This window comes from Streptomyces sp. NPDC059008 (assembly GCF_042749045.1).
Classification (GTDB): domain Bacteria; phylum Actinomycetota; class Actinomycetes; order Streptomycetales; family Streptomycetaceae; genus Streptomyces.
The window spans coordinates 32,492-53,162 of sequence record NZ_JBHYJC010000040.1 but is presented as its reverse complement, the minus strand read 5'-3'; the positions used below and the strand labels follow the sequence as shown (position 1 = coordinate 53,162).

Genomic DNA, 20,671 nt, shown 5'->3' with positions numbered 1-20,671 from the left:
GCTCCCGGGTCGGCGTCACTCGTTCAGGGGCAGCGGCAGATCGGGGTCGAGCAGGCCGCGGGCGACGAGCGTATGCCACAGCTCGTCGGGGATGTCCCGGGTGAACAGGACGGCGTTCTCGGCCGTCTCCCGGGGTGTGGCGGCGCCGACGACGGCCGCGGCCACGGCCCGGTGGCCGAAGGGGAAGCGGAGCGCGGCGGCCTTCAGCGGTACCCCGAACCGCTCGCAGACCGCGGCGAGTCGACGCGCCCGGTCGAGCAGCCCGGCGGGCGCGGGGGCGTAGTCGTACGGCGCGCCGGGTGACGGGTCGGCGAGCAGGCCGGAGTTGTAGACGCCGCCGACGACCACCGAGGTGCCGCGCCGTGCGCACACCGGCAGCAGGTCGTCGAAGGCGGTGCGCTCCAGCAGCGTCCAGCGGCCGGCGCAGAGCACCACGTCCACGTCGAGGTCGGCGACCAGTCGGGCCAGCACACCGCTGTGGTTCATGCCGAATCCGATGGCGCGCACGATCCCCTGCGCGCGCAGCTCGGCCAGGGCCGGGAAGCCGGTCTCGTACACCTCGCGCAGATGGTCCTCGACATCGTGGAGGTAGACGATGTCGACGGCGTCCACGCCGAGGCGCTCCAGGGACGCCTCCAGCGTGGCCCGGATGCCGTCCCGGGTGAAGTCCCGTACGCGGGCCCGGGCGGGGGTGTCCACGAAGCCCTCGCCGGCCGTCTGCTCGCCCGGCGCGAGCGCCCGCAGCCTGCGGCCGACCTTGGTGGAGAGGGTGTACGTGGCGCGGTCGTGGCCCCGTAGGGCCCGGCCGAGCCGCTCCTCGGACAGGCCGAGGCCGTAGTGGGGTGCGGTGTCGAAGTAGCGGGCGCCGGCGGCGAGGGCGGTGCGTACGACGCCCTGGGCCTGCTCCTCCGTCAGGGCGCGGTAGAGGTTGCCGAGCGGTGCGCAGCCCAGTCCCAGGGGCGGGACGCGGACACCGGAGCGGCCCAGCTCCCTGGGCCCGTACGGCGGACGGCGCATGGCGGCGTCGCCCCTCAGTCCTGCTTCTCGCCGCTGGTGAAGCGGGAGATGACCAGCGCGACGATGATGATCAGGCCGTTGAGGAACTGGGTCCACAGCGGGGGCACGCCGCCCAGCGTCATGACGTTGATGACGAGTTGCAGGGTCAGGACACCGGTGAGCGCGCCGAAGAGGGTGCCCCGGCCGCCCCTGAGGCCGATGCCGCCGATCACCGCGGCGGCGAACACCTGGAAGATCCAGCCGTTGCCCTGGCTCGCGGAGACCGCGCCGTAGTGCCCGGTGTAGAGGATGCCGGCGAAGGCGGCGAGCACCCCGGCGACGACCAGCACGATCCAGGTGGTCCGGTCCACCCGTACGCCTGCCGCGCGGGCCGCCTCCGGGTTGCCGCCGATCGCGTACAGCGCCCGGCCGTGCCGGAGGTAGCCCAGGGCCGCGCCGCCGAGCGCGAAGAGGGCCAGGCAGATCCAGACGGCGGCCGGCACGCCCAGCCAGTCGGCCTTGCCCAGGTAGGCGAAGGACTCCGGGACGTCGCCGATGGACCGGCCCTCGGAGATGCCCACGTGCAGGCCGCGCAGCATGGTGAGCATGCCGAGGGTGGCGATGAATCCGTTGACCCGGAGGGTCAGGACGAGGAAGCCGTTGGCGGCGCCGACCGCCGCGCCCACGGCCAGGCACAGCGGGATCGCCGTCCAGCCGGGGAGCAGCTCCAGCCCGGCGAACCGGGCGCCGTGCGCGGGCATCACCAGCCACAGCGCGAGCACCGGCGCCAGGCCGATGGTGGACTCCAGCGACAGGTCCATCCGCCCGCTGATCAGGACGAGCGCCTCGCCGAGCACCAGCAGGCCCAGCTCCGTGGACTGCTGGACGACGCCGACGAGGTTGTCCCGGGTCAGGAACGCCGGCGAGAGAACGAAGCCGATGACGCCCAGCACGAGGATCACCGGCACCAGGGAGAAGTCCCGCCAGCGGGCCGGATCGATCCGGGGCCGGCGGCGCACCGGCGGGGTGTCCACCACGTCGCCGGCCGGTGGCGAGGCGGTCTCGGTCATGGTGCGGTCCCTTCCGTGTCCTGGGTGGTCTCCTGGGTGCCGTCCCCGGTGGTCCGCCGGCCGCCCTCGCCGCCCACGCCCTCCATGGCGGCGACCAGTTCCCGGTCGTGCCAGCCGCGGCCGAACTCGGCGGTCACCCGGCCGTGGAAGACGGCCAGCACCCGGTCGCAGACCCGCAGATCGTCCAGCTCGTCGGAGACGAGCAGGGCGCCGCTGCCGCCGTCCGCGACCTGACGTACGACGCCCAGCAGCGCGTCCTTGGACCTGACGTCCACCCCGTTGGTGGGCCGGACGGCGACCAGCACCGCCGGGTCGCGGGCCAGCGCGCGGGCGATCACGACCTTCTGCTGATTGCCGCCGGAGAGCCCGGACACCAGCTGGCCGGGTCCGGTCGTCCTGATGTCCAGCGAGGTGATCATCCGGCGGGCGAACTCCCGGGTCCTGGAGGGCAGTACGGTCCCCATCGGGCCCAGCCGGCCGGCGACGGTCAGGGTGGCGTTCTCGGCGACGCTGCGCCCGGGGACGAGCCCCTGGCGGTGCCGGTCCTCGGGGACGTAGCCGATGCCCGCGTCGAGGGCGTGCGGCACGCTGCCGGTGCGGACCGGGCGTCCGCGCACCGCGATCCGGCCCGCGTCCGGGGCGCGCAGCCCGGCCAGGGCCTCGCCGATCGCGGTGTTCCCGCTGGCCGCGGCGCCCGCGAGCCCGACCACCTCACCGGCCCGTACGGTCAGGTCCAGCGGCGCGAAGTGCCCGTCCAGCGCGAGCCCTTCGGTGCGCAGCACCGGCTCTCCGGCACGGCGCCCGGTCGTCCGCGGCCGGTGCGCCGTCCCCGCGGCCTCCCCCGTCATCGCGGCCACCAGTTGGTCCTTCGCCAGGTGCCGGACGGGCGCGGTCAGCACATGCCGGGCGTCACGGAAGACGGTGACCGTGTCGCACAGCTCGTAGACCTCCTGCAGATGGTGCGAGATGAACACGAAGGCCACCCCCTGGGCGCGCAGGGAGCGCAGCTTGCCGAAGAGGCGGTCGATGCCGCCGGCGTCGAGGCGGGCGGTGGGTTCGTCGAGGACGATCAGCCGGGCGCCGAAGGACAGCGCGCGGGCGATCTCCACGAACTGCCGCTGTTCGACGCCGAGTTCCCGGATCCGGGCGGCCGGATCGGCCTCGACGCCGTATTCGGCGAGCAGCCGGCCGGCCCGCTCGCGCAGCGCCCGCCAGCGGATGACCCGCCGGCCCTGGTAGCGGCCCAGGTAGAGGTTCTCCGCGACGGTCAGGTCCGGCACGGTCATCGACTTCTGGTAGACGCAGGCGACCTTGCGCCGCCAGGCGGCGGTGTCGCCCCAGCCGGGCGCCGGCTCCCCGCCGAAGGTGACGCGGCCGGCGTCCGGGCGCTGCATACCGGTCAGCACGGACACCAGGGTGGACTTGCCGGCGCCGTTGCGGCCGACGAGGGCGTGCGCCTCGCCGGGCCGTACGGTCAGGCGGGCGCCGTCGAGGGCGACGGTGGGACCGTAGCGCTTGACGATGCCCTCGGCGTGCACGGCGGCCGCGGCCGTCCGGTCGTGGGTCGCGGCGGCCACTAGGTGTTCTTCTTCGGCTGATTGGCCCACAGCTTCTTGTCGTCGACATTGGCCTTGGTGACCAGGGGTGCCGGCAGCTGGTCCTCCAGACCGTTGTCGATCTTCACGATGGTGGAGCCGTGGTCGGTCGGTCCGGGCGTGAAGGTCTTTCCGCGCAGCCCGGCCCTGGCGTAGTACAGCGCGTACTTGGCGTAGAGGTCGGCGGGCTGGGAGAGGGTGGCGTCGATCGTGCCGGCGCGGATCGCGTCCAGCTCGTCCGGGATGCCGTCGTTGGAGACGATGGTGAGGTGCCCGTCGGTGCCGGCCGGCTTCAGGCGCTTCTTCTGCTCCAGCAGCGCGAGGGTCGGGCGTAGGAAGGCGCCGCCGGCCTGCAGGTAGATGCCGTCGATGTCGGGGTGCTGGGCGAGCAGGCCCTGCAGCTTGGCGGAGGCGACCTCGCCCTTCCAGTCGGTGGCCAGCTCGTGCACGGTGATCTTCGGGAACCTCCGCTTCATACAGGACGCGAAGGCCGCGGAGCGGTCCCGCCCGTTGACGGAGCTGAGGTCGCCCTGGAGTTCGGCGACCCGGCCCCGGCCGCCGAGCCGCCTGCCGAGGTACTCGCAGGACTTCTGGCCGTAGGCGCGGTTGTCGGCGCGGACGACCATGTAGACCCTGCCCTCGTCCGGCCGGGTGTCCACGCTCACCACGGGGATCTTCTTCTCCTCCAGGCGCCGCAGTTCGGCGGCGATGGCGCCGGTGTCCTGCGGGGCCATCACGATCGCCTTGGCCCCCTGGTCGGTCAGCGCCCGGACGTTGGAGACGACCTTGGCGATGTCGTTCTGCGAGTTGGACAACGGCAGCGCGGCCGGGCCGCCGTGGTCCAGGTCCTTTTCGAGGTACTGCTGGTAGGAGTTCCAGAAGTCGGTGTCCGTGCGGGGCAGGTCGATGCCGATCCGGCCGCCCGCGGTGTCCCCGCCGCGGTTGCAGCCGGCGAGTGCGGCGGTGGCGAGCAGCGCGGCACAGGCCGCCGCGCCGGTCGTACGCAGTCTCATGGGTGGTCCCTCGGTCGTGGTGTGCAAGGTCCCCCGCCCAGGGGTGCGGGTCGACGAGCCGGTGTCAGGTGGCGGGCCGCAGCCGCAGCCCCTGCATCCCCCCGTCCACGGCGAGGGCGGTCCCGGTGATGCCGGAGGCAGCCGGGGAGGCCAAGGAGGCGATGGCGGCGGCGACTTCGTCGGCGGTGACCATGCGGCCCATGGGCTGGCGGGCGTTCAGGGCGGCGCGTTCGGCGACCGGGTCGGCGGCCTGGTCCAGCAGCCGGCCGACCCACGGGGTGTCGGCGGTGCCCGGGTTGACGCAGTTGACGCGGATGCCCTCGCGGACGTGGTCGGCGGCCATCGCGAGGGTCAGCGACAGCACCGCGCCCTTGCTGGCGCTGTACAGGGCGCGCTGTGGCAGGCCCGCGGTGGCGGCGATGGAGCAGGTGTGGGTGATGGAGGCCCGGCCGGGGGCCGCGGCGGCGCTGCGGCGCAGATACGGCAGTGCGGCCCGCGCGGTGCGCACCAGGCCCAGCACGTTCACGTCCAGGACCCGGCTCCACTGCGCGTCGTCATTGTCCTCGACGGTGCCGACGGCGCCGATGCCCGCGTTGCCGACCAGGGTGTCCAGGGTGCCCAGTCGCCCCACGGCCTCCTCGACGGCGGCCCGTACGGCGGCGTCGGAGGTGACGTCGGCCGTGACGGGGACCGTCCCGGCGGGCGCCCCGGCCGGGTCCAGGTCCAGCACCGCGACCCTGGCGCCGCGCGCCAGCAGCAGGGTGGCGGTCGCGGCCCCGATGCCGGAGCCACCGCCGGTGACGAGGGCGGCCATGCCCTCGAAGTCGGCCGGCGAGGAGTCGGTGCGCGCCGCCGCACCGGTGCCGGAACGCGGTTCGCCGCGTTCGCTCATACGGAGACCTCCTGTTCGCCGTGGTGCGGATACGGCCCGTGCCGGTCGCTGCCTCGCCGGCGGGCGCGCCATACGGGCCCGTCGGGGTAGCGGTGGGCGGCGAGCGAGCCGGGCTTCATCCGGGCCGAGAAGCCGGGCGCGGTCGGGGCGCGGTAGCGGCCGCGGTCGAGGACGACCGGGTCGGTGAAGTGGTCGTGCAGATGGTCGACGTACTCGATCACCCGGTCCTCCCAACTCCCCGAGACCGCCACGTAGTCGAACATCGCCAGATGCTGCACCAGCTCGCACAGGCCCACCCCGCCCGCGTGCGGGCAGACCGGCACGCCGTACTTCGCGGCCAGCAGCAGGATCGCGAGGTTCTCGTTGACCCCGGCCACCCGCGCCGCGTCGATCTGGACGAAGTCCACGGCGCCGGCCTGCAGCAGCTGCTTGAAGACCACCCGGTTGGCGACGTGTTCACCGGTGGCGACCTTCACGGGCTGCCCGGAGCGCACCGCGGCGTGCCCCAGCACGTCGTCCGGGCTGGTCGGCTCCTCGATCCAGTGCGGGGTGTACGGCGCGAGGGCGGTCATCCAGCGGACCGCCTCGGCCACGTCCCAGCGCTGGTTGGCGTCGACCGCGATCCGTACGCCGGGGCCGACGGCGTCCCTGGCCAGCCGCATCCGCCGTTTGTCGTCGTCGAGGTCGGCGCCGACCTTCAGCTTGATCTGGCCGAAGCCGTCGGCCACCGCCTCCTTGGCGAGCCGTACCAGCTTGGTGTCGTCGTAGCCGAGCCAGCCGGGCGAGGTGGTGTACGCGGGGTAGCCCTCGGCCTTGAGGCGGGCGGCGCGCTCGGCGCGGCCGGGTGCGGCGGCCCGCAGGATGGCCAGTGCCTCGTCGGGCGTCAGGGCGTCGGAGAGGTAGCGGAAGTCGACGAGCGCGACCAGCTCTTCGGGGGTCAGTCCGGCGAGGTACTCCCACACCGGCAGGCCCGCCCGGCCGGCGGCCAGGTCCCAGGCGGCGTTGACCACGGCGCCGGCCGCCATCTGCATCACGCCCTTGTCGGGGCCGAGCCAGCGCAGCTGCGAGTCGTGGGTGAGGTCGTGGTGCAGGGCGGCGAGGCCGGCGGCGGTGGCGGGTGCTCGGCGGCCGACGACGTACGGCGCCAGCGACCGGATCGCGGCGGCCATGACCTCGTTGCCGCGCCCGATGGTGAAGCAGAGGCCGTGCCCCGGTGGTCCGCCAGCGGTGTGCAGGACCACGTAGGCGGCGGAGTAGTCGGGGTCGGGGTTCATGGCGTCCGAGCCGTCGAGCTGCTCCGAGGTGGGGAAGCGGACGTCATGGACCTCCAGCGCGGTGACGGTGTCGGTCACGGCCATGCGCATGCCCCCTGAGATGTTGCGGAAGAACATCGGACCTTTCTCGGTCATCCGATGTATAGACCCGCCCGCGAGACCACGTCCAGACCCCGTACGGAAGTTGAGCGAACGACGCTGGTGACAGGTCGGATGAATCAGCACCCGTTCCTGCAGAGGGGCTGCGGAGGGGCACCACACACGCCGTAGTCTTGGTGGCGCACGCAATGGAACTGCTGCCGGCGGCCGCCCCCACACGGCCCAACCGGTCGGAAGGAGGCGCTGGGTGATCGAGCTCGAGGGGGTGCCCGAGCTGATCGACCCGGTCATGGTGGCCGCGTTCGAAGGCTGGAACGACGCCGGCGACGCCGCCTCCGCCGCGGTCGCACATCTGGACCGGGAGTGGAAGGGAGAGGTCTTCGCCGCACTGGACGCCGAGGACTACTACGACTTCCAGGTGAACCGCCCCACCGTCTTCCTGGACGGCGGGGTACGCAAGATCACCTGGCCGACGACCCGGCTCTCCGTCGTCCGCGTCGGCGATGCGAACGGCAAGGGGCGGGCGCGCGATCTGGTCCTGGTCCGCGGGATCGAGCCCAGCATGCGCTGGCGCTCGTTCTGCAACGAAATCCTCGGTTTCGCCCATGAGTTGGGCGTGGAGATGCTGGTGGTGCTGGGCTCACTGCTCGGCGACACCCCGCACACCCGCCCGGTGCCGGTCAGCGGGGTCACCTCCGACGCCGACCTCGCGCGCCGGCTGGACCTGGAGGAGTCGCGCTACGAAGGCCCGACGGGCATCGTCGGCATCCTTCAGGAGGCGTGCACCCACGCGGGCGTCCCCGCGGTGAGCCTGTGGGCCGCGGTGCCGCACTACGTCTCCCAGCCGCCCAACCCCAAGGCCAGCCTCGCCCTGCTCAACCGCCTGGAGGATCTGCTGGACATCAGCATCCCGCTCGGCGAGCTGAGCGAGGACGCGCGCGCCTGGCAGCTGGGCGTGGACCAACTGGCGGCCGAGGACAGCGAGGTCGCCGAGTACGTCCAGTCGCTGGAGGAGGCCCGGGACACGGCGGATCTGCCGGAGGCGTCCGGCGAGGCCATCGCCCGCGAGTTCGAGCGCTATCTGCGCCGCCGCGACCCGCAGCCCGGCCCCGGCGTGGCGTCCGAGGGCGGGCTCACCGACAGCCGCGACAGCTCCTACCTCCGCGACACCACCAGCGGACGCACCCGGCCTGCGCGGCCGGTGTCCAAGGAGCCGCGGGAGCCGAAGGACTCCGGCAGCGACAAGGGGTCCCCGGGCACGCCCGGCCCCACCACCGACGCGGACTCCGCCGACGGCAGGAAGCCGGAGGACGGCCCGGAGGACGGCGGCCGCTGACGCCGCGGCCCGGGCCCCGGCGTCCCGCGCCGTGCGGCCACGGGAAAGGGGCGCTTTCGCCGGCCGGCGAAAGCGCCCCTGAGGACGGAAGTCAGCCAGTGGCCGTCACAGCGCCACACCGAGGAGCGCGTCGACCGCACGCGAGACGAGGCCGGGTGCGCCCTCGTCGGTACCGCCGTCGGCCTGCTGGGCGGCGGCCCAGCGGTCCACGGCGGCGAGGGCGGCCGGGGAGTCCAGGTCGTCGGCGAGCGCCGTGCGGATCTCCTCCAGGAGGGCGTCGGCGGACGGGCCGTCAGGGCGGGAGACCGCGGCGCGCCAACGCGCCAGTCGGTCCGCCGCCTCCTCCAGCACGGCGTCGGTCCACTCCCAGTCGGCGCGGTAGTGGTGGGCGAGCAGCGCCAGGCGGATCGCGGCCGGGTCGATGCCGTCGCGGCGCACCTTGGAGACGAAGACCAGGTTGCCCTTGGACTTGGACATCTTCTCGCCGTTCAGGGCCACCATCCCGGCGTGCACATACGCCTTGGCGAACGGGTGCTCGCCGGTGAGCGCCTGGGCGTGCGAGGCGCCCATCTCGTGGTGCGGGAAGGCGAGGTCGGACCCGCCGCCCTGCACGTCGAAGCCCATGCCGAGGTGGTCCAGGGCGATGGCGACGCACTCGATGTGCCAGCCGGGCCGACCGCGGCCCAGCGAGCCGCCGTCCCAGCTCGGCTCGCCGTCGCGGGCGGCCATCCACAGCATCGGGTCGAGCGGGTTCTTCTTGCCCTCCCGCTCCGGGTCGCCGCCGCGCTCGGCGGACAGCAGCCGCATCGCCTCGGCGTCCAGGCCGGAGACCTCGCCGAAGTGCGGGTCGGAGGCGACGGAGAAGTAGATGTCGCCCTCCAGCTCGTAGGCGGCGCCGGCGTCGCGCAGCCGCTCCACCAGCGGGACGATGCCGGGTATCGCCTCGACGGCGCCTATGTAGTGGCGCGGCGGCAGCATCCGCAGGGCCGTCATGTCCTCGCGGAACAGGGCGGTCTCGCGCTCGGCGAGCGCGGTCCAGTCGTCGCCGGTCTTCTCGGCCCGCTCCAGCAGCGGGTCGTCGACGTCGGTGACGTTCTGCACGTAGTGCACTTGGCGCTTCGTGTCGAGCCACACGCGCTGAACCAGGTCGAACGCGTTGTAGGTCGCCGCGTGCCCCATGTGGGTGGCGTCGTACGGCGTGATGCCGCAGACATAGATACGGGCGACGGGACCGGGGTCGAGGGTCACCCGGCCGCCGGTCGCGGAGTCGTGGATCCTCAGGTCGCGGCCCTGACCAGGCAGGGCGGGGACCTCAGAAGCGGGCCATGCATGCATGCCTTGAGCGTAACCGGACGGATGTTCCGCATACGAACCGGACCGCGGTCTTGGCCGGAAAGGCGCTCTTGCTTTTGACGGCGCGGCGTGCAGAGCGCGCGCCGCGGCCGATCAGACCGGCGGCCAGGGGATGGCGGGCCACTCGCCGCTCGGTTCGGGGTGCCGGCCGCTGCTCAGCAGCCCGGCCACCCGCGCCCGCAACGCCTCGATCTCGGCATCCGTGATCAGTTCGGCCAGTCGGGCGGCGAGCGGCGCCGCCTCCTCCAGGGCCTCGTGGAGCCCCCGGAGGACCCCCATGGCCTCGTCGGTCAGCGGCTCCCCCGCCCAGCCCCACAGCAGCGTGCGCAGCTTGCCCTCGGCGTTGAACGTCACACCGTGGTCGATGGCGAAGAACCGTCCGTCGGCGCCGGGCAGCAGGTGGCCGCCCTTGCGGTCGCCGTTGTTGATCACCGCGTCGAGCACCGCGAGCCGCCGCAGCCGCGGATGGTCGGCGTGCACCAGCAGCGCGGTGCGGCCCTCGCCGAGCTGGGCGAAGCCGACGGCCTTCCAGCCGGGGCCCGGCTCCTCGCCCTCGACCAGCGCCAGCAGCTCGGGCACCTCGTCGCTGCTCTCCGGCGGGTCGATCCACTCCTGGACCATGCCGGTGCCGTACGGGCCCTCGCGCAGCACCGTCGGCGGGATCAGGTCCCAGCCGCAGGCACGGGAGACCTCGTAGGCCGCGACCTCGCGCTGGGCGAGGGTGCCGTCGGGGAAGTCCCACAGCGGCCGCTCGCCGGCGACCGGCTTGTAGACGCAGGCGGAGCTGCGGCCGTCGTGCGCGACCGTGCAGTAGAGCACGGCGTTGGACGCCTCCTGGATACGGCCGCGGACGGTCAGCTCCCCTTCGAGGAGCAGCGTCCGCGCCGCCGTCTGCGCGTCCGTCGGACCCGCGGGGCCCGGCGGCGGCCCGGCCCCCTCCACGGTGGGCGCCACGCCGCTCAGGCGTCCCGTCGGTATCCGTTCTGGCGCGGACATACGTGTCCCTCCGGGTCGAGCGGCAGGCTGCACAGCGGGCACGGCGGGCGGCCGGCGTTGACGACTTCCAGCGCCCGCTTGGCGAATGCCCTGGCCATGGTTCCGGTGAGGCGCACCCGCAGCATCGGCGGGCCGTTCTCGTCGTCCTGGAGCAGTCGCTCCTCGGCGTCGGCGAGGTCCTCCTCGCTGTCGGCGTCCAGCTCGACCAGGGCCTGCGCCTCGACGATCATCCGCTCGTCCTCGCCGTCCCAGGCCAGCGCCATCGTCCCGACCCGGAACTCCTCCTCGACGGGCGTCTCCAGCGGGGCGGTGTCGGCCAGTTCGGTGGGCGAGACGGCGGGGACCGGGGCGTTGCCGCCGCTGCGCCGCACGACCTCGTCCAGCAGCTCGTCGATCCGCTCGGCGAGCGCTGCGACCTGCGTCTTCTCCAGGGCGACGCTGGTGGTACGGCCGGCCGCGGTGGCCTGGAGGTAGAAGCTACGGCGGCCAGGCAGCCCGACCGTGCCGGCCACGAAGCGGTCCGGCGAGTCGTAGAAGAACACCTGACGGGACAACGTCCTGCTCCGATTGCTCGACTGCGGGGTCACTGCGGTCGCTGCACGTCCTGCGGACCGCAGGGGCGTGGCGGGCAGCGCCGTCGCACCACCCTACTGCGCCGACTGATCACGCTGCGCCCGCACCACCGCCGACGGCCCCGTCCCGGTCGGCCGCGGCGGCGCCGTCCTCCCGAGGGGCGAGCGATCCGAAGTCGCCGGTGTCACCGAGCCGCACCAGGTAGGGGCGCAGCCGGGTGTAGCGGATCACGGTGACCGAGCAGGGCTCGACCGAGACCCGCTGGAAGAGGTCGAGGTGCAGGCCCAGCGCGTCGGCGACCAGGGCCTTGATGATGTCGCCGTGCGAGCACATGGCGTAGGTCGCCTCGGGGCCGTGGGCCTGTTCGATGCGGGCATTCCAGTCGTGCACCGCGTCCACGGCGCGGGCCTGCATGGCCCGCATCGACTCACCGCCGGGGAAGGCTGCCGCGGAGGGGTGCTGCTGGACGACCTCCATCAGCGGCTCGTCACCGAGCTCGGCGAGTTTGCGGCCCGACCAGTCGCCGTAGTCGCATTCGCTGATCCGGTCCTCGATGTGCAGTGTGAGCCAGGGCCGGGCGTCCAGCAGCGGCGCCACGGTCTCCCGGCAGCGTTGCAGCGGGCTGGAGACGACGGCGGTCAGCGGCACCTGCGCCAGGCGGGCGGGCAGCGCGGCGGACTGGGCGGCGCCGTGCTCGTCGAGGGCGACGCCGGGCGAGCGTCCGGCGAGCACTCCGGCGGTGTTGGCGGTGGAGCGGCCGTGCCGCACCAGGATCAGCGTGGGCATGACCGCCAGCCTACGTTCCGGCGGCGCCTTTCTGGCAGGCGGCCGCGGTACGCGCGAGAATGCCAGGTGTGATCGTGGACTGCGCCATCTACCGGGAGGGCCGCCGCACCGACTGCGCGGCCGACTTCTCCGGTGCCCTGGCGTCGGCACGGGCCGAGGGCCGCTCCTTCCTGTGGCTGGGGATGTACGAGCCCACGGAGGAGGAGTTCGCCCTCGTCAGCTCCGAGTTCGCGCTGCACCCGCTGGCGGTCGAGGACGCGCTGCACGCGCATCAGCGGCCGAAGCTGGAGGTCTACGACGACTCGCTGTTCGTGGTGCTCAAGCCCATCACCTACGACGTCGAGGCCGACACGGTGACCTCCTCCGAGCTGATGGTCTTCGTGGGCGACTCGTTCGTCGTCACCGTCCGGCACGGCCGGGCCAGTCCCCTGGCGGCGGTGCGGCGCCGGCTGGAGGACCACCCCGAGATCCTGCGGCACGGCCCGGGGGCGGTGCTGTACGCGGTCAGCGACGCGGTGGTCGACCACTACATCGAGGTCGCCGGCGAACTACAGGTGGACATGGAGGAGTTGGAGGCGGAGGTGTTCGCTCCGGTGCGCGGCCGGGACACCCGCAACACCGCCGCCCAGATCTACTCCTTCAAGCGCGAGGTGCTCGAATTCCGGCGGGCGACCGGTCCGTTGGCGGAACCGATGACCCGCCTGCAGAACCCCGGGGTGCCGTTCGTGCACGACCACGCCCGGCCGTTCTTCCGCGACGTCGACGACCACCTCACCCGCGCCAACGAGTCGGTGGAGGCCCTGGACCGGCTGCTCTCGGACATCCTCGCCGCCCATCTGGCGCAGATGGGCGTACGGCAGAACGACGACATGCGCAAGATCTCGTCCTGGGCGGCGCTGGCGGCCGTGCCCACCCTGATCGCCGGGATCTACGGCATGAACTTCGACAACATGCCGGAGCTGCGCTGGCATCTGGGCTATCCGGCGATCCTCGGGCTGATGGCCCTCATCGAGGTGTCGCTCTACCGGCTGTTCAAACGCCGCGGCTGGCTGTGAGGCCCGCGGTCCCGGTGGGTCGTGCCCAGGGCCTGTCCGATGGGTCAGGGCCTAGGCGAACTCGGGTGCGGAGCCGGCCGGTCCGCCCAGCGCGTTGCGCCGCTCGGGCATCTGCAGGGTGACCATCCGCCGCCAGCCGCCCAGCCGCTCATAGCCGTACATCGCCTGGATGCCGGCCGCGAGCGTGGCGGACTTCTTCTTCGGCCAGCCCAGGAGGCGGCCCATGTGGTCCATCACGGCCAGGCTGACGTCCCGGTAGACCAGGATCTCGGCACGGGCGCATTCGTGCAGGGTCCGCTGGATGGTCCGGCCGTGCCCGGCGTGCGCCAGCCGGAGCAGCTCCTCGTGGCAGTAGGCGAGGTGGTTGTCCTCGTCGTGGGAGATCATCCGGATCGCCCTGCCCACCTCGGGGTGGTCGCCGAAGTACTTGGTGAGCATCTCCATCTGGTCGGCGGCGCGCTGCTCGGTGACCCGGCTGTGCGAGAGGTAGGTGATGACGTCGAACTCGCCGAGCGGCTCGTCGCGGCGCAGCTTGTCGTGCGCCAGGCCGATGCCCCGCCGCTCCAGCAGCATCGTGTAGTCGGTCTCCTCGGGGACCTCGGTGGGGGTCAGGCCGCGCTTGTGCAGCAGGGCGAGGAAGATCCGGCCGTGCTTGTCCTCGTCGGCGCCGTGCCGGGTGACCTTGGGTGCCAGCTCGCGCATCGACGCGGGCAGCAGCGCGGCGATCCGGCCGTTCTCCCAGCCGCCCTGGGCCTCACCGCTCGCCGCTATGGAACAGAACAGCCGGTAGGTGTCGTCGTTGTCGACGATCTCCTGGAACAGGCTTCGGGCCGAGAACATCAGCGCCACCTCCGCATGGACACACCCATAAAGAAACAGTCAAGTCGGGTGTTCCGGGCGTGGCAACCCGAATGGGCGCCCATTGGGCCGTTCGGATGACGCCCGCCCGGCGGCGGGGGCGTAACCAGCGTGCCGGTCGCCGCGTTGTGCAGCACGACGGCCGTGGCGGGGAAGATCCCCCGAGCCCCCACCACGGCCGCAGGGTTCGCGGGCCCGGCGCTCCTGGCGCCGGGCCCGCCGCGTGCCGGGCCGCCTACGCCAGGCCGGCGCGCTCCAGGGCCTCGACCCCGGCCCGCAGCGAGGCCAGCCGGTCCTCCAGGCCGAAGCCGGCCGGGGCCAGCGTCAGGGTGGTCACGCCGGCCGCCGCGTAGGCCTGCATGCGGTCGGCGATCCGCTCGACGGAGCCGAGCAGCGTGGTCTGGTCGATCAGCCGCTCCGGGATCGCGGCGGCGGCGCCTTCCTTGTCACCGGACAGGTACTTGTCCTGGATCTCGGCGGCTTCCTTCTCGTAGCCCATGCGCTGGGCGAGCTTGTTGTAGAAGTTCTGCCGGCGGCTGCCCATGCCGCCGACGTACAGGGCGGTGTACGGGCGGAACATGTCGGCCAGCGCGCCGACGTCGCCGTCCGCGCCCACGGCCAGGGGGAGTGTCGGGCAGACGTCGAAGCCCTCCAGCGTCCGGCCCGCCTTCTCGCGGCCGGCCCGGAGGGGGGCGATCGCGGTCTCCTCCAGGTGCTCGGCGGACGGGAAGATCAGCAGCGCGCCGTCGGCGATCTCACCGGTCTGCTCCAGGTTCTTCGGGCCGATCGCGGCGATGTAGAGCGGGATGTGCTCGCGCTGCGGGTGCACCGTGAGCTTGAGCGGCTTGCCGGGGCCGTCGGGCAGCGGCAGCGTCCAGTGCTCGCCCTCGTAGGAGAGCCGCTCGCGCGACATGGCCTTGCGGACGATGTCCACGTACTCGCGGGTGCGCGCCAGCGGCTTGTCGAACTTCACGCCGTACCAGCCCTCGGAGACCTGCGGGCCCGAGACACCGAGGCCGAGCCGGAACCGGCCGCCGGAGAGCGAGTCCAGGGTGGCGGCCGTCATGGCGGTCATCGCGGGCGTGCGCGCCGGGATCTGGAAGATCGCCGAGCCGATGTCGATCCGCTCGGTCTGGGCGGCGACCCAGGAGAGCACGGTGGCGGCGTCGGAGCCGTAGGCCTCGGCGGCCCAGCAGACGGAGTAGCCGAGGCGGTCGGCCTCCTGCGCCACCGCGAGATTGTCGGAGTCCATCCCGGCGCCCCAGTAGCCGAGGTTGATGCCAAGCCTCATGCCGCTCCCCTTACCGATCAGTAACGTCGCTGTTGCGGGGACTGTAGCGCGCACCGCCGCCGAGCGTCATCGGCGGGTTGTCCACAGGTCCCCTGATCCTGAGCCATGGCCAGTAATCTCAGGCCCATGGAGCAAAGGCACCTCGGCCGAACGGGCCTTCGCGTGTCGCGACTCGGGCTCGGCACCCTGAACTGGGCCCGCGACACGGACGAGCAGGAAGCCGCCGAGCAGCTCAAGGCGTTCTGGGAGGCCGGCGGCACCCTCGTGGACACCGCCGACATCTACGCCGACGGAGGCGCCGAACACCTCCTGGGCCGGCTGACGGAGGGGCTCGTTCCGCGCGCGGACCTGGTGATCGCCACCAAGGCGGGCAGCGTCCGCGAGGCCCACCGCCGGGTCGACGGCTCCCGGCGCCACCTCCTCGCCGCCCTCGACGCCTCTCTGGAGCGGCTGGGCACCGACTACGTCGACCTGTGGCAGCTGCACGCGTTCGACCCGCACACGCCGTTGGAGGAGACCCTCCAGGCCCTCGACCTCGCCGTCTCCAGCGGCCGGGCGCGCTATGTGGGGCTGTCGAACTTCTCCGGCTGGCAGCTCGCCAAGGCCGCCACCTGGCAGCTCGCGGCGCCCGGCATACGCAACCGCCTGGCCGGCACGCAGATGGAGTACTCCCTCCTGCAGCGCGGCATCGAGCGCGAGGTGCTGCCGGCGGCGCTGGACCTGGGCATCGGCGTCCTTCCGTCCTCGCCGCTCGGCAGGGGCGTGCTGACCGCCAAGTACCGCCATGCCACCCCGGCCGACTCGCGCGGCGCCTCGGAGCATCTGGCGGCGTTCGTCGCGCCCTATCTGGACGAGACGGCCGGCCGGGTCGTCGACGCGGTGACGACCGCCGCCGACGGACTGGCCGTCACCCCCCTCCAGGTCGCGCTCTCCTGGGTCCGCGACCGCCCCGGCGTGACCGCGCCGGTCCTGGGCGCCCGCACAGCGCAGCAGCTCAGAGCGGCATTGTCAGTGGAGACCCTTAGTCTTCCTGACGAGATCCGCCGGGCGCTGGACGATGTGTCGGCTCCGGTGCACCACTACCCCGACCACGACTGGAGCACGCTGTGAGCACCGACCGCCTCGCCGGCGAAACCCCGCCCGAGCAGGAGGGCGCGGCCGGGACCGCGGACGCCCGCAAGGCCGACGACGCGGCGGCGCCGGGCGAAGCGGCGCGGCAGGCCCCGGCGGCCGGGTCGGGCAAGGCGACCGCGGCGGCACTGGCGGCGGCGGTGCGGGCCGTGGAGAGCGGCGAGCGCTCGGCCGCCTCGTTCTTCACCTCCCCGCGGCCCGCGCCGGCCGCGCCCCCCGCCGCTCCGGCCCCGGGCGCTCCGGCCCCCGGCGGCCCGGCCCCGCAGACCGGCCCGGCGGGCCCGGCCCCGGAGGTGGCGCGCCAGCGCACCGCACAGGACCCCGCGGCCCCGGCTCGTCCTCCCCTCGGGGACGCCGGCGCGCCCGCCGCCGGCGGCCCGACGCCCGCCGCTCCCGCGCCCGCGCCCCGTCCCGTCGCTCCCCCCGCCCCCGGCCTGGACGGCGTACGGCAGGTCCTCGCGGCGGGCGGTGCCCCGGAGGCGCTGGCGGAGAAGGCCGCCGAAGTGCTCGGCGAGCGGGCCGCCGAGGCGCTGAGCGAGGACCCCTGGCAGCTGCTCGGCGTGCCGGGGGTGCGCCCCGAGCAGGCCGACGGCTTCGCACGGGCGCTGCTCGGCGGCGCCGCCGGGCCCGGCGACGAGCGGCGCGCACAGGCGCTGGTCGGCTGGCTGCTGGAGCAGGCCGCCCTCGCGGGGCACTCCGCCCTGGAGGCGTCCGCACTGCGGGCGGCGCTCGCCCAACGCTCGGTGCCCGACCCCGATGACGCCCTGCAGACCGCCATCGCGGAGGGGGCGGTGCTGGTCTTCCAGGACGCCGTCGAGGAGCCGGGCCGGGCGCGGCCCGCGCCGGCCGACGACGAGGAGGAGGCGGAGCAGCCGGTCCGGATCCTGCTGGGCCTGGACCGCTTCGCCATGGCCGAGGAGAGCGTCGCCGACGGCCTGGCGCGGCTGCTCAACACCTTCGAACCGGCCCCCGACCCGCGGCGGGATCCGGCGGCCGGGCCGGACGAGGACGGCGACGGACCCACCGACGGCGAGGCGGACGCCGAGGCCGGCGACCTGGGCACGGACGAGCCAGCGGGCAGCGCCGCCGAGGATTCGGTGGCCGACGACGAGGAGGCGGCGCCGGTCCGCCCCTCCCCCGCGGCCTGGGAGGCCGCGGCGACCGCCGCCCCCTCGCCGTCGGCCGCGGAGCTGATCCGCGCCGCCGCGCACAGCGGCCTGGTGGCACACACCGGCGCGGAGGCCGCCCGCGCCGAGCCCGCCGCGCTGATCGCCGCGGCCCGCTCGCTGGGCCTGCGGGCCTTCGGCGCCGCCCACACCGAGGACGGCCGCCGGCGGCTCTCCGCCCACCTCGCCGAGAGCGCGCCGCAAGCCACCGGCTCCGCGGCCCCTGACACGGCGGCGGTGACCGTGTCCGGTCTGCTGTCCGGGCAGCAGGGCCCGGGCCGGGACGCGGACGGCGCCCTCGCGCTCGACCTGCTGGTCGTGCTGGACGCCCCGCAGCTGGATCTGGAGACCGCGGCGCTGCTGGTCGAGTCGCTGGCCGACGGCACCCGGCTGGTCCTCAGCGGCGACCCCGGCGTCCTGTGGTCCGCCGGCCCCGGACGCCTCTTCGCCGACCTCCTCGCGGCCCGCTTCTGTCCCCAGGTCGCCTCCCGTACACCGGACTTCGGCCCGATCGGCGAGCTGGTCTCGGGCATCGGCATCGGCGAACTGAGCCAGGTGGAGGCGCCCGGCAAGGAGGTGGTGATCGTCCCGGTGCGGGACGCCGGCGAGGCGGTGCACCGCACGGTCCAGCTGGTCGCCGACTCCGTCCCCAGAGCGCTCGGTGTCCCCGCGGAGCAGACCCAGGTCATCACGGTCGGCCACGGCGGAGCGGCCGGCACCCGCGCGTTGAACACCGCCCTCAAGGAACGGCTCAATCCCGGCCCCGGCCGGTTCGGCGGTTTCGACCCCGGCGACCGCGTGGCCTACGCCCCCGCGCCCGGCCGTACGGTCGCCGGCACGGTCACCGGCGCGGACGCCGCCGGCCTGCATCTGGACTGCGCGGGCCACGCGGTCGTCGTACCGCGCGAGCAGGTCGGCGCCGGAGCCGTACGGCACGGCTGGGCGCTCACCGCCCATCAGGCGGCCGGGACGCGCTGGCCGGCCGCGGTGGTCGTGCTGCCCGGTGACGCGGCCGCCGGACTGACCCGGGCCTGGGTCTACACCGCCTTCAGCCGCGGCGAGCGGCATCTGTCGGTCGTGCAGGGCGCCGACCAGGCCCTGCCGCGCGCGGTCGCCGAGGTCCCCGTCAAGGAGCGCACCACCCGGCTGCGCGCGCTGCTCCAGCTGCACAGCGTGCAGACCGCCGAGGACGCGCCGGCGGCCGACTGAGCTCCGGCAGCGGCACCCCCGCACACATCGCCGCCCCGGACCGTTCGGAATCCTCCGACGGTCCGGGGCGGCGGCGTACACGGATCAGGGAGCCGCGCAGGCGGGGCCCGGTGCGGCCCCGGCGTCCCTCACCCTTCGTGGTCCAGCGGCTCCAGCAGGTCGTCGTCGCCCAGTTCCTCGTCGAAGACGGCGCTGACGTCGAAGCGGCACACCACCCGCTGGGGATCGGCCTGGTCGAACGGCGCGGACAGCCACTCCCCCGGCTCGGCCGGATCGTCGGCGGCCGCCACCCACAGCGTGGAGTCGCCCTCCTCCAGGCCGAACTCCTTGTGCCGGGAGGCGATCTCGTCCGGTTCGAACTCCCCGAACAGCACGCCGAGCGCCGCGTGCACGCTGCTGCCGACGACCGCGGCGGCATCGGCGCCCTTGGCCCCGGTGTCGTCGGCGGCGTCCGGATCGAGATCGGCGACGCGCTGTGCCTGGTGCAGCAGCCGCTGCGGTGCGGCGACCGTGTAGTCGCGCCGGATCAGCACGCTCAGCGCGCTCGGCTCCTCCGGGCCCGCGTAGGCGGGCAGCGCGTCGTTCCCGGGGATCTCGAAGGGCGTGACCTCGTCGTAGGTGTCGTACAGCAGCTCGTCGTAGACCTCAGCCGCCGCGGCGAGCTCGTCGAACGCGGCGTAGACAGCCGGATCGTCCTGCCCCGAGCGGCGTTCCACCGCGTCGAGGTGACGGTCCAGCGCGGCTTTTACCGCCTCGGCGGCGGCACGTACCTCGGCAGCGGAAGGCTGCGCAGCATCAGACATAGTGCAGACGCTATCCGTACCGGGGCCGGTCCCGCACAATAGATGCGATGCCGGAATACGAATTCTGCGATGTGTATGTGCCCCGGGGAGTCTCCCGGAAGGCCACCACACGCCTGCTGACCGACCATGCCGAGTACGGGCACTGGGAGTTGGACCGACTGCGCCTGAATCCGGACGGCAGCCGCAAGGTGCGGTTGCGCCGCCGGATCATCCGCCAGCTCCGCGCCACGTGGTGATCTCCATCGATCCGTGACGACGGCAGAGCGGGCCCCGTCCCGACGGGGCCCGCTCCGTGTGCGTCTCGGCACTGTCCGCAGCCGGTCAGCGGCGGACGGTACACGCCCGGCACCGTCCGCGGACGATCACCGAAGCGCGCGCTCCCGCACGCGGCGCCGTCCGCGGGCGATCATCAGGGCGCGCTCCTCCGTGCCTTGCGGTACAGCACCGCACCCCCCAGCAACAGCCCCGCGGCGGCCGGCGCCGCGTAGCCCATCGCCCCGGCGCCGGTGTGCGCGAGCTGCTGCTCGGTGGACCGCGGGGGCGTCACGGTCAGGCCGTGCGATGCCGTCTGCGGCCCCGCTCCCGGCCCCTGAGGGGTCGCCTGGCCGCCATGGTGCGGCGCCTCGGGGCGATGCCCGTTCCCCGGGCGCTCGGGCTTGCCCGGGTGGTCCGGGTGGTGCGAGTGGCCCGGCTTCTCCTGGCCCGGGTTCCCGGGATGGTGGGGCTTGCCGGGGTGGTGGGGCTTACCCGGGTGGTGCGGCTTGCCCGGCTGGTCGGGCTTACCCGGGTGGTCGGGCTTACCAGGGTGATGGGGCTTGCCCGGGTGGTGCGGCCCCTGCGGCGACTCGTTGGCGCAGTCGTTGCCGAACGTGGGGTTGAGCACCCCGACGACATCGACGGAGTTGCCACAGACGTTCACCGGCACATCGACCGGCGCCTGCACATTGTTCCCGGAAGCGACACCAGGCGAATCAGACGCCTTGCCGTGCGCGCTCGCCCCACCGTGACCATGACCCCCACCCTGGTGGTGACCATGCTTCCCCCCACCGCCGTTGGCACAGTCGTTGCCGAACGTGGGATTGAGCACCCCGACGACATCGACGGAGTTGCCACAGACGTTCACCGGCACATCGACCGGCGCCTGCACATTGTTCCCGGAAGCGACACCAGGCGAA

General features: G+C 73.8%; 19 protein-coding genes. 5 read left to right on the top strand and 14 right to left on the bottom strand.

What is annotated here, in order from left to right; genetic code table 11:
• Positions 1–15: 15 nt before the first annotated feature.
• From ACFWZH_RS31580 to ACFWZH_RS31555, 6 genes are all read right to left on the bottom strand, one after another.
• Positions 16–1,017, bottom strand: a complete 1,002-nt coding sequence (locus tag ACFWZH_RS31580) for an aldo/keto reductase (protein WP_384438961.1) — start codon at positions 1,015–1,017, stop codon at positions 16–18.
• A 14-nt stretch (positions 1,018–1,031) separates the two neighbouring features.
• Positions 1,032–2,066, bottom strand: a complete 1,035-nt coding sequence (locus tag ACFWZH_RS31575) for an ABC transporter permease (protein ID WP_384438958.1) — start codon at positions 2,064–2,066, stop codon at positions 1,032–1,034.
• Complete coding sequence (locus ACFWZH_RS31570; protein ID WP_384438955.1) at positions 2,063–3,643, bottom strand: sugar ABC transporter ATP-binding protein; 1,581 nt, start codon at positions 3,641–3,643, stop codon at positions 2,063–2,065. The genes ACFWZH_RS31575 and ACFWZH_RS31570 overlap by 4 nt, the downstream gene beginning before the upstream one ends.
• On the bottom strand, positions 3,643–4,674 hold the full coding sequence (locus ACFWZH_RS31565) for a sugar ABC transporter substrate-binding protein (RefSeq protein WP_384438952.1): 1,032 nt from the start codon (positions 4,672–4,674) through the stop codon (positions 3,643–3,645). The genes ACFWZH_RS31570 and ACFWZH_RS31565 overlap by 1 nt, the downstream gene beginning before the upstream one ends.
• Positions 4,675–4,738: 64 nt before the next feature.
• Positions 4,739–5,488, bottom strand: coding sequence for an SDR family NAD(P)-dependent oxidoreductase (locus tag ACFWZH_RS31560; RefSeq protein ID WP_384439005.1), 750 nt, complete (start codon positions 5,486–5,488; stop codon positions 4,739–4,741).
• A gap of 74 nt (positions 5,489–5,562) precedes the next feature.
• Positions 5,563–6,924 carry an enolase C-terminal domain-like protein gene (locus tag ACFWZH_RS31555; protein ID WP_384439002.1) on the bottom strand — a complete coding sequence of 454 codons (1,362 nt, stop codon included), beginning with the start codon at positions 6,922–6,924 and terminating at the stop codon, positions 5,563–5,565.
• A gap of 262 nt (positions 6,925–7,186) precedes the next feature.
• Here ACFWZH_RS31555 and ACFWZH_RS31550 point away from each other — a divergent pair, with 262 nt between their 5' ends.
• A complete protein-coding gene (locus tag ACFWZH_RS31550) occupies positions 7,187–8,275 on the top strand; it encodes a PAC2 family protein (protein WP_384438949.1) in 1,089 nt (362 codons plus the stop codon).
• 105 nt (positions 8,276–8,380) lie between these two features.
• Here ACFWZH_RS31550 and mshC read toward each other — a convergent pair whose 3' ends face one another.
• The 4 genes from mshC to ACFWZH_RS31530 form a co-directional block, all read right to left on the bottom strand.
• On the bottom strand, positions 8,381–9,610 hold the full coding sequence (gene mshC, locus ACFWZH_RS31545; RefSeq protein WP_384438946.1) for a cysteine--1-D-myo-inosityl 2-amino-2-deoxy-alpha-D-glucopyranoside ligase: 1,230 nt from the start codon (positions 9,608–9,610) through the stop codon (positions 8,381–8,383).
• Between the two features lie 111 nt (positions 9,611–9,721).
• Positions 9,722–10,624, bottom strand: coding sequence for an SCO1664 family protein (locus ACFWZH_RS31540; RefSeq protein WP_384438943.1), 903 nt, complete (start codon positions 10,622–10,624; stop codon positions 9,722–9,724).
• Positions 10,588–11,178 carry a DUF3090 domain-containing protein gene (locus ACFWZH_RS31535; RefSeq protein ID WP_384438939.1) on the bottom strand — a complete coding sequence of 197 codons (591 nt, stop codon included), beginning with the start codon at positions 11,176–11,178 and terminating at the stop codon, positions 10,588–10,590. The genes ACFWZH_RS31540 and ACFWZH_RS31535 overlap by 37 nt, the downstream gene beginning before the upstream one ends.
• Positions 11,179–11,287: 109 nt before the next feature.
• The gene (locus ACFWZH_RS31530; protein WP_384438936.1) at positions 11,288–11,983 is read right to left on the bottom strand and encodes a histidine phosphatase family protein; all 696 of its coding nucleotides are present in this window, start codon (positions 11,981–11,983) and stop codon (positions 11,288–11,290) included.
• A gap of 59 nt (positions 11,984–12,042) precedes the next feature.
• On the opposite strand from ACFWZH_RS31530, the gene corA reads away from it, so the two are divergent.
• Positions 12,043–13,038 carry a magnesium/cobalt transporter CorA gene (gene corA, locus ACFWZH_RS31525; RefSeq protein WP_384438933.1) on the top strand — a complete coding sequence of 332 codons (996 nt, stop codon included), beginning with the start codon at positions 12,043–12,045 and terminating at the stop codon, positions 13,036–13,038.
• Between the two features lie 51 nt (positions 13,039–13,089).
• Here corA and ACFWZH_RS31520 read toward each other — a convergent pair whose 3' ends face one another.
• Positions 13,090–13,878 (bottom strand): ferritin-like domain-containing protein, encoded by a 789-nt coding sequence (locus ACFWZH_RS31520; protein ID WP_384438930.1) that lies wholly within the window; start codon positions 13,876–13,878, stop codon positions 13,090–13,092.
• A 253-nt stretch (positions 13,879–14,131) separates the two neighbouring features.
• On the bottom strand, positions 14,132–15,187 hold the full coding sequence (locus tag ACFWZH_RS31515; protein ID WP_384438927.1) for an LLM class F420-dependent oxidoreductase: 1,056 nt from the start codon (positions 15,185–15,187) through the stop codon (positions 14,132–14,134).
• Positions 15,188–15,313: 126 nt separating this feature from the next.
• Here ACFWZH_RS31515 and ACFWZH_RS31510 point away from each other — a divergent pair, with 126 nt between their 5' ends.
• Together ACFWZH_RS31510 and ACFWZH_RS31505 are read left to right on the top strand one after the other, a co-directional pair.
• The gene (locus ACFWZH_RS31510) at positions 15,314–16,297 is read left to right on the top strand and encodes an aldo/keto reductase (RefSeq protein WP_384438924.1); all 984 of its coding nucleotides are present in this window, start codon (positions 15,314–15,316) and stop codon (positions 16,295–16,297) included.
• The gene (locus tag ACFWZH_RS31505) at positions 16,294–18,693 is read left to right on the top strand and encodes a helix-hairpin-helix domain-containing protein (protein ID WP_384438921.1); all 2,400 of its coding nucleotides are present in this window, start codon (positions 16,294–16,296) and stop codon (positions 18,691–18,693) included. Before ACFWZH_RS31510 ends, ACFWZH_RS31505 begins: the two co-directional genes overlap by 4 nt.
• Positions 18,694–18,821: 128 nt before the next feature.
• On the opposite strand, the gene ACFWZH_RS31500 is transcribed toward ACFWZH_RS31505, so the two are convergent.
• On the bottom strand, positions 18,822–19,496 hold the full coding sequence (locus tag ACFWZH_RS31500) for a hypothetical protein (RefSeq protein ID WP_384438918.1): 675 nt from the start codon (positions 19,494–19,496) through the stop codon (positions 18,822–18,824).
• 47 nt (positions 19,497–19,543) lie between these two features.
• Between ACFWZH_RS31500 and ACFWZH_RS31495 the strand changes: the two genes are divergently transcribed.
• On the top strand, positions 19,544–19,732 hold the full coding sequence (locus ACFWZH_RS31495) for a DUF5703 family protein (RefSeq protein ID WP_030416245.1): 189 nt from the start codon (positions 19,544–19,546) through the stop codon (positions 19,730–19,732).
• 173 nt (positions 19,733–19,905) lie between these two features.
• Here the strand turns inward: ACFWZH_RS31495 and ACFWZH_RS31490 are convergent.
• On the bottom strand, positions 19,906–20,671 hold a 766-nt coding region (locus ACFWZH_RS31490), incomplete at its 5' end, for a chaplin (protein WP_384438915.1).

Excerpts from the sequence above, each read along its gene's own strand:
- ACFWZH_RS31580 (WP_384438961.1), bottom strand. The coding sequence starts at position 1,017 with ATGCGCCGTCCGCCGTACGGGCCCAGGGAGCTGGGCCGCTCCGGTGTC.
- ACFWZH_RS31565 (WP_384438952.1), bottom strand. The coding sequence starts at position 4,674 with ATGAGACTGCGTACGACCGGCGCGGCGGCCTGTGCCGCGCTGCTCGCC.
- ACFWZH_RS31500 (WP_384438918.1), bottom strand. The coding sequence starts at position 19,496 with ATGTCTGATGCTGCGCAGCCTTCCGCTGCCGAGGTACGTGCCGCCGCC.
- ACFWZH_RS31510 (WP_384438924.1), top strand. The coding sequence starts at position 15,314 with ATGGAGCAAAGGCACCTCGGCCGAACGGGCCTTCGCGTGTCGCGACTC.
- ACFWZH_RS31495 (WP_030416245.1), top strand. The coding sequence starts at position 19,544 with ATGCCGGAATACGAATTCTGCGATGTGTATGTGCCCCGGGGAGTCTCC.
- ACFWZH_RS31515 (WP_384438927.1), bottom strand. The coding sequence starts at position 15,187 with ATGAGGCTTGGCATCAACCTCGGCTACTGGGGCGCCGGGATGGACTCC.
- mshC (WP_384438946.1), bottom strand. The coding sequence starts at position 9,610 with ATGCATGCATGGCCCGCTTCTGAGGTCCCCGCCCTGCCTGGTCAGGGC.
- ACFWZH_RS31530 (WP_384438936.1), bottom strand. The coding sequence starts at position 11,983 with ATGCCCACGCTGATCCTGGTGCGGCACGGCCGCTCCACCGCCAACACC.
- ACFWZH_RS31555 (WP_384439002.1), bottom strand. The coding sequence starts at position 6,924 with ATGGCCGTGACCGACACCGTCACCGCGCTGGAGGTCCATGACGTCCGC.
- ACFWZH_RS31575 (WP_384438958.1), bottom strand. The coding sequence starts at position 2,066 with ATGACCGAGACCGCCTCGCCACCGGCCGGCGACGTGGTGGACACCCCG.
- ACFWZH_RS31520 (WP_384438930.1), bottom strand. The coding sequence starts at position 13,878 with ATGTTCTCGGCCCGAAGCCTGTTCCAGGAGATCGTCGACAACGACGAC.
- ACFWZH_RS31560 (WP_384439005.1), bottom strand. The coding sequence starts at position 5,488 with ATGGCCGCCCTCGTCACCGGCGGTGGCTCCGGCATCGGGGCCGCGACC.
- corA (WP_384438933.1), top strand. The coding sequence starts at position 12,043 with ATGCCAGGTGTGATCGTGGACTGCGCCATCTACCGGGAGGGCCGCCGC.
- ACFWZH_RS31540 (WP_384438943.1), bottom strand. The coding sequence starts at position 10,624 with ATGTCCGCGCCAGAACGGATACCGACGGGACGCCTGAGCGGCGTGGCG.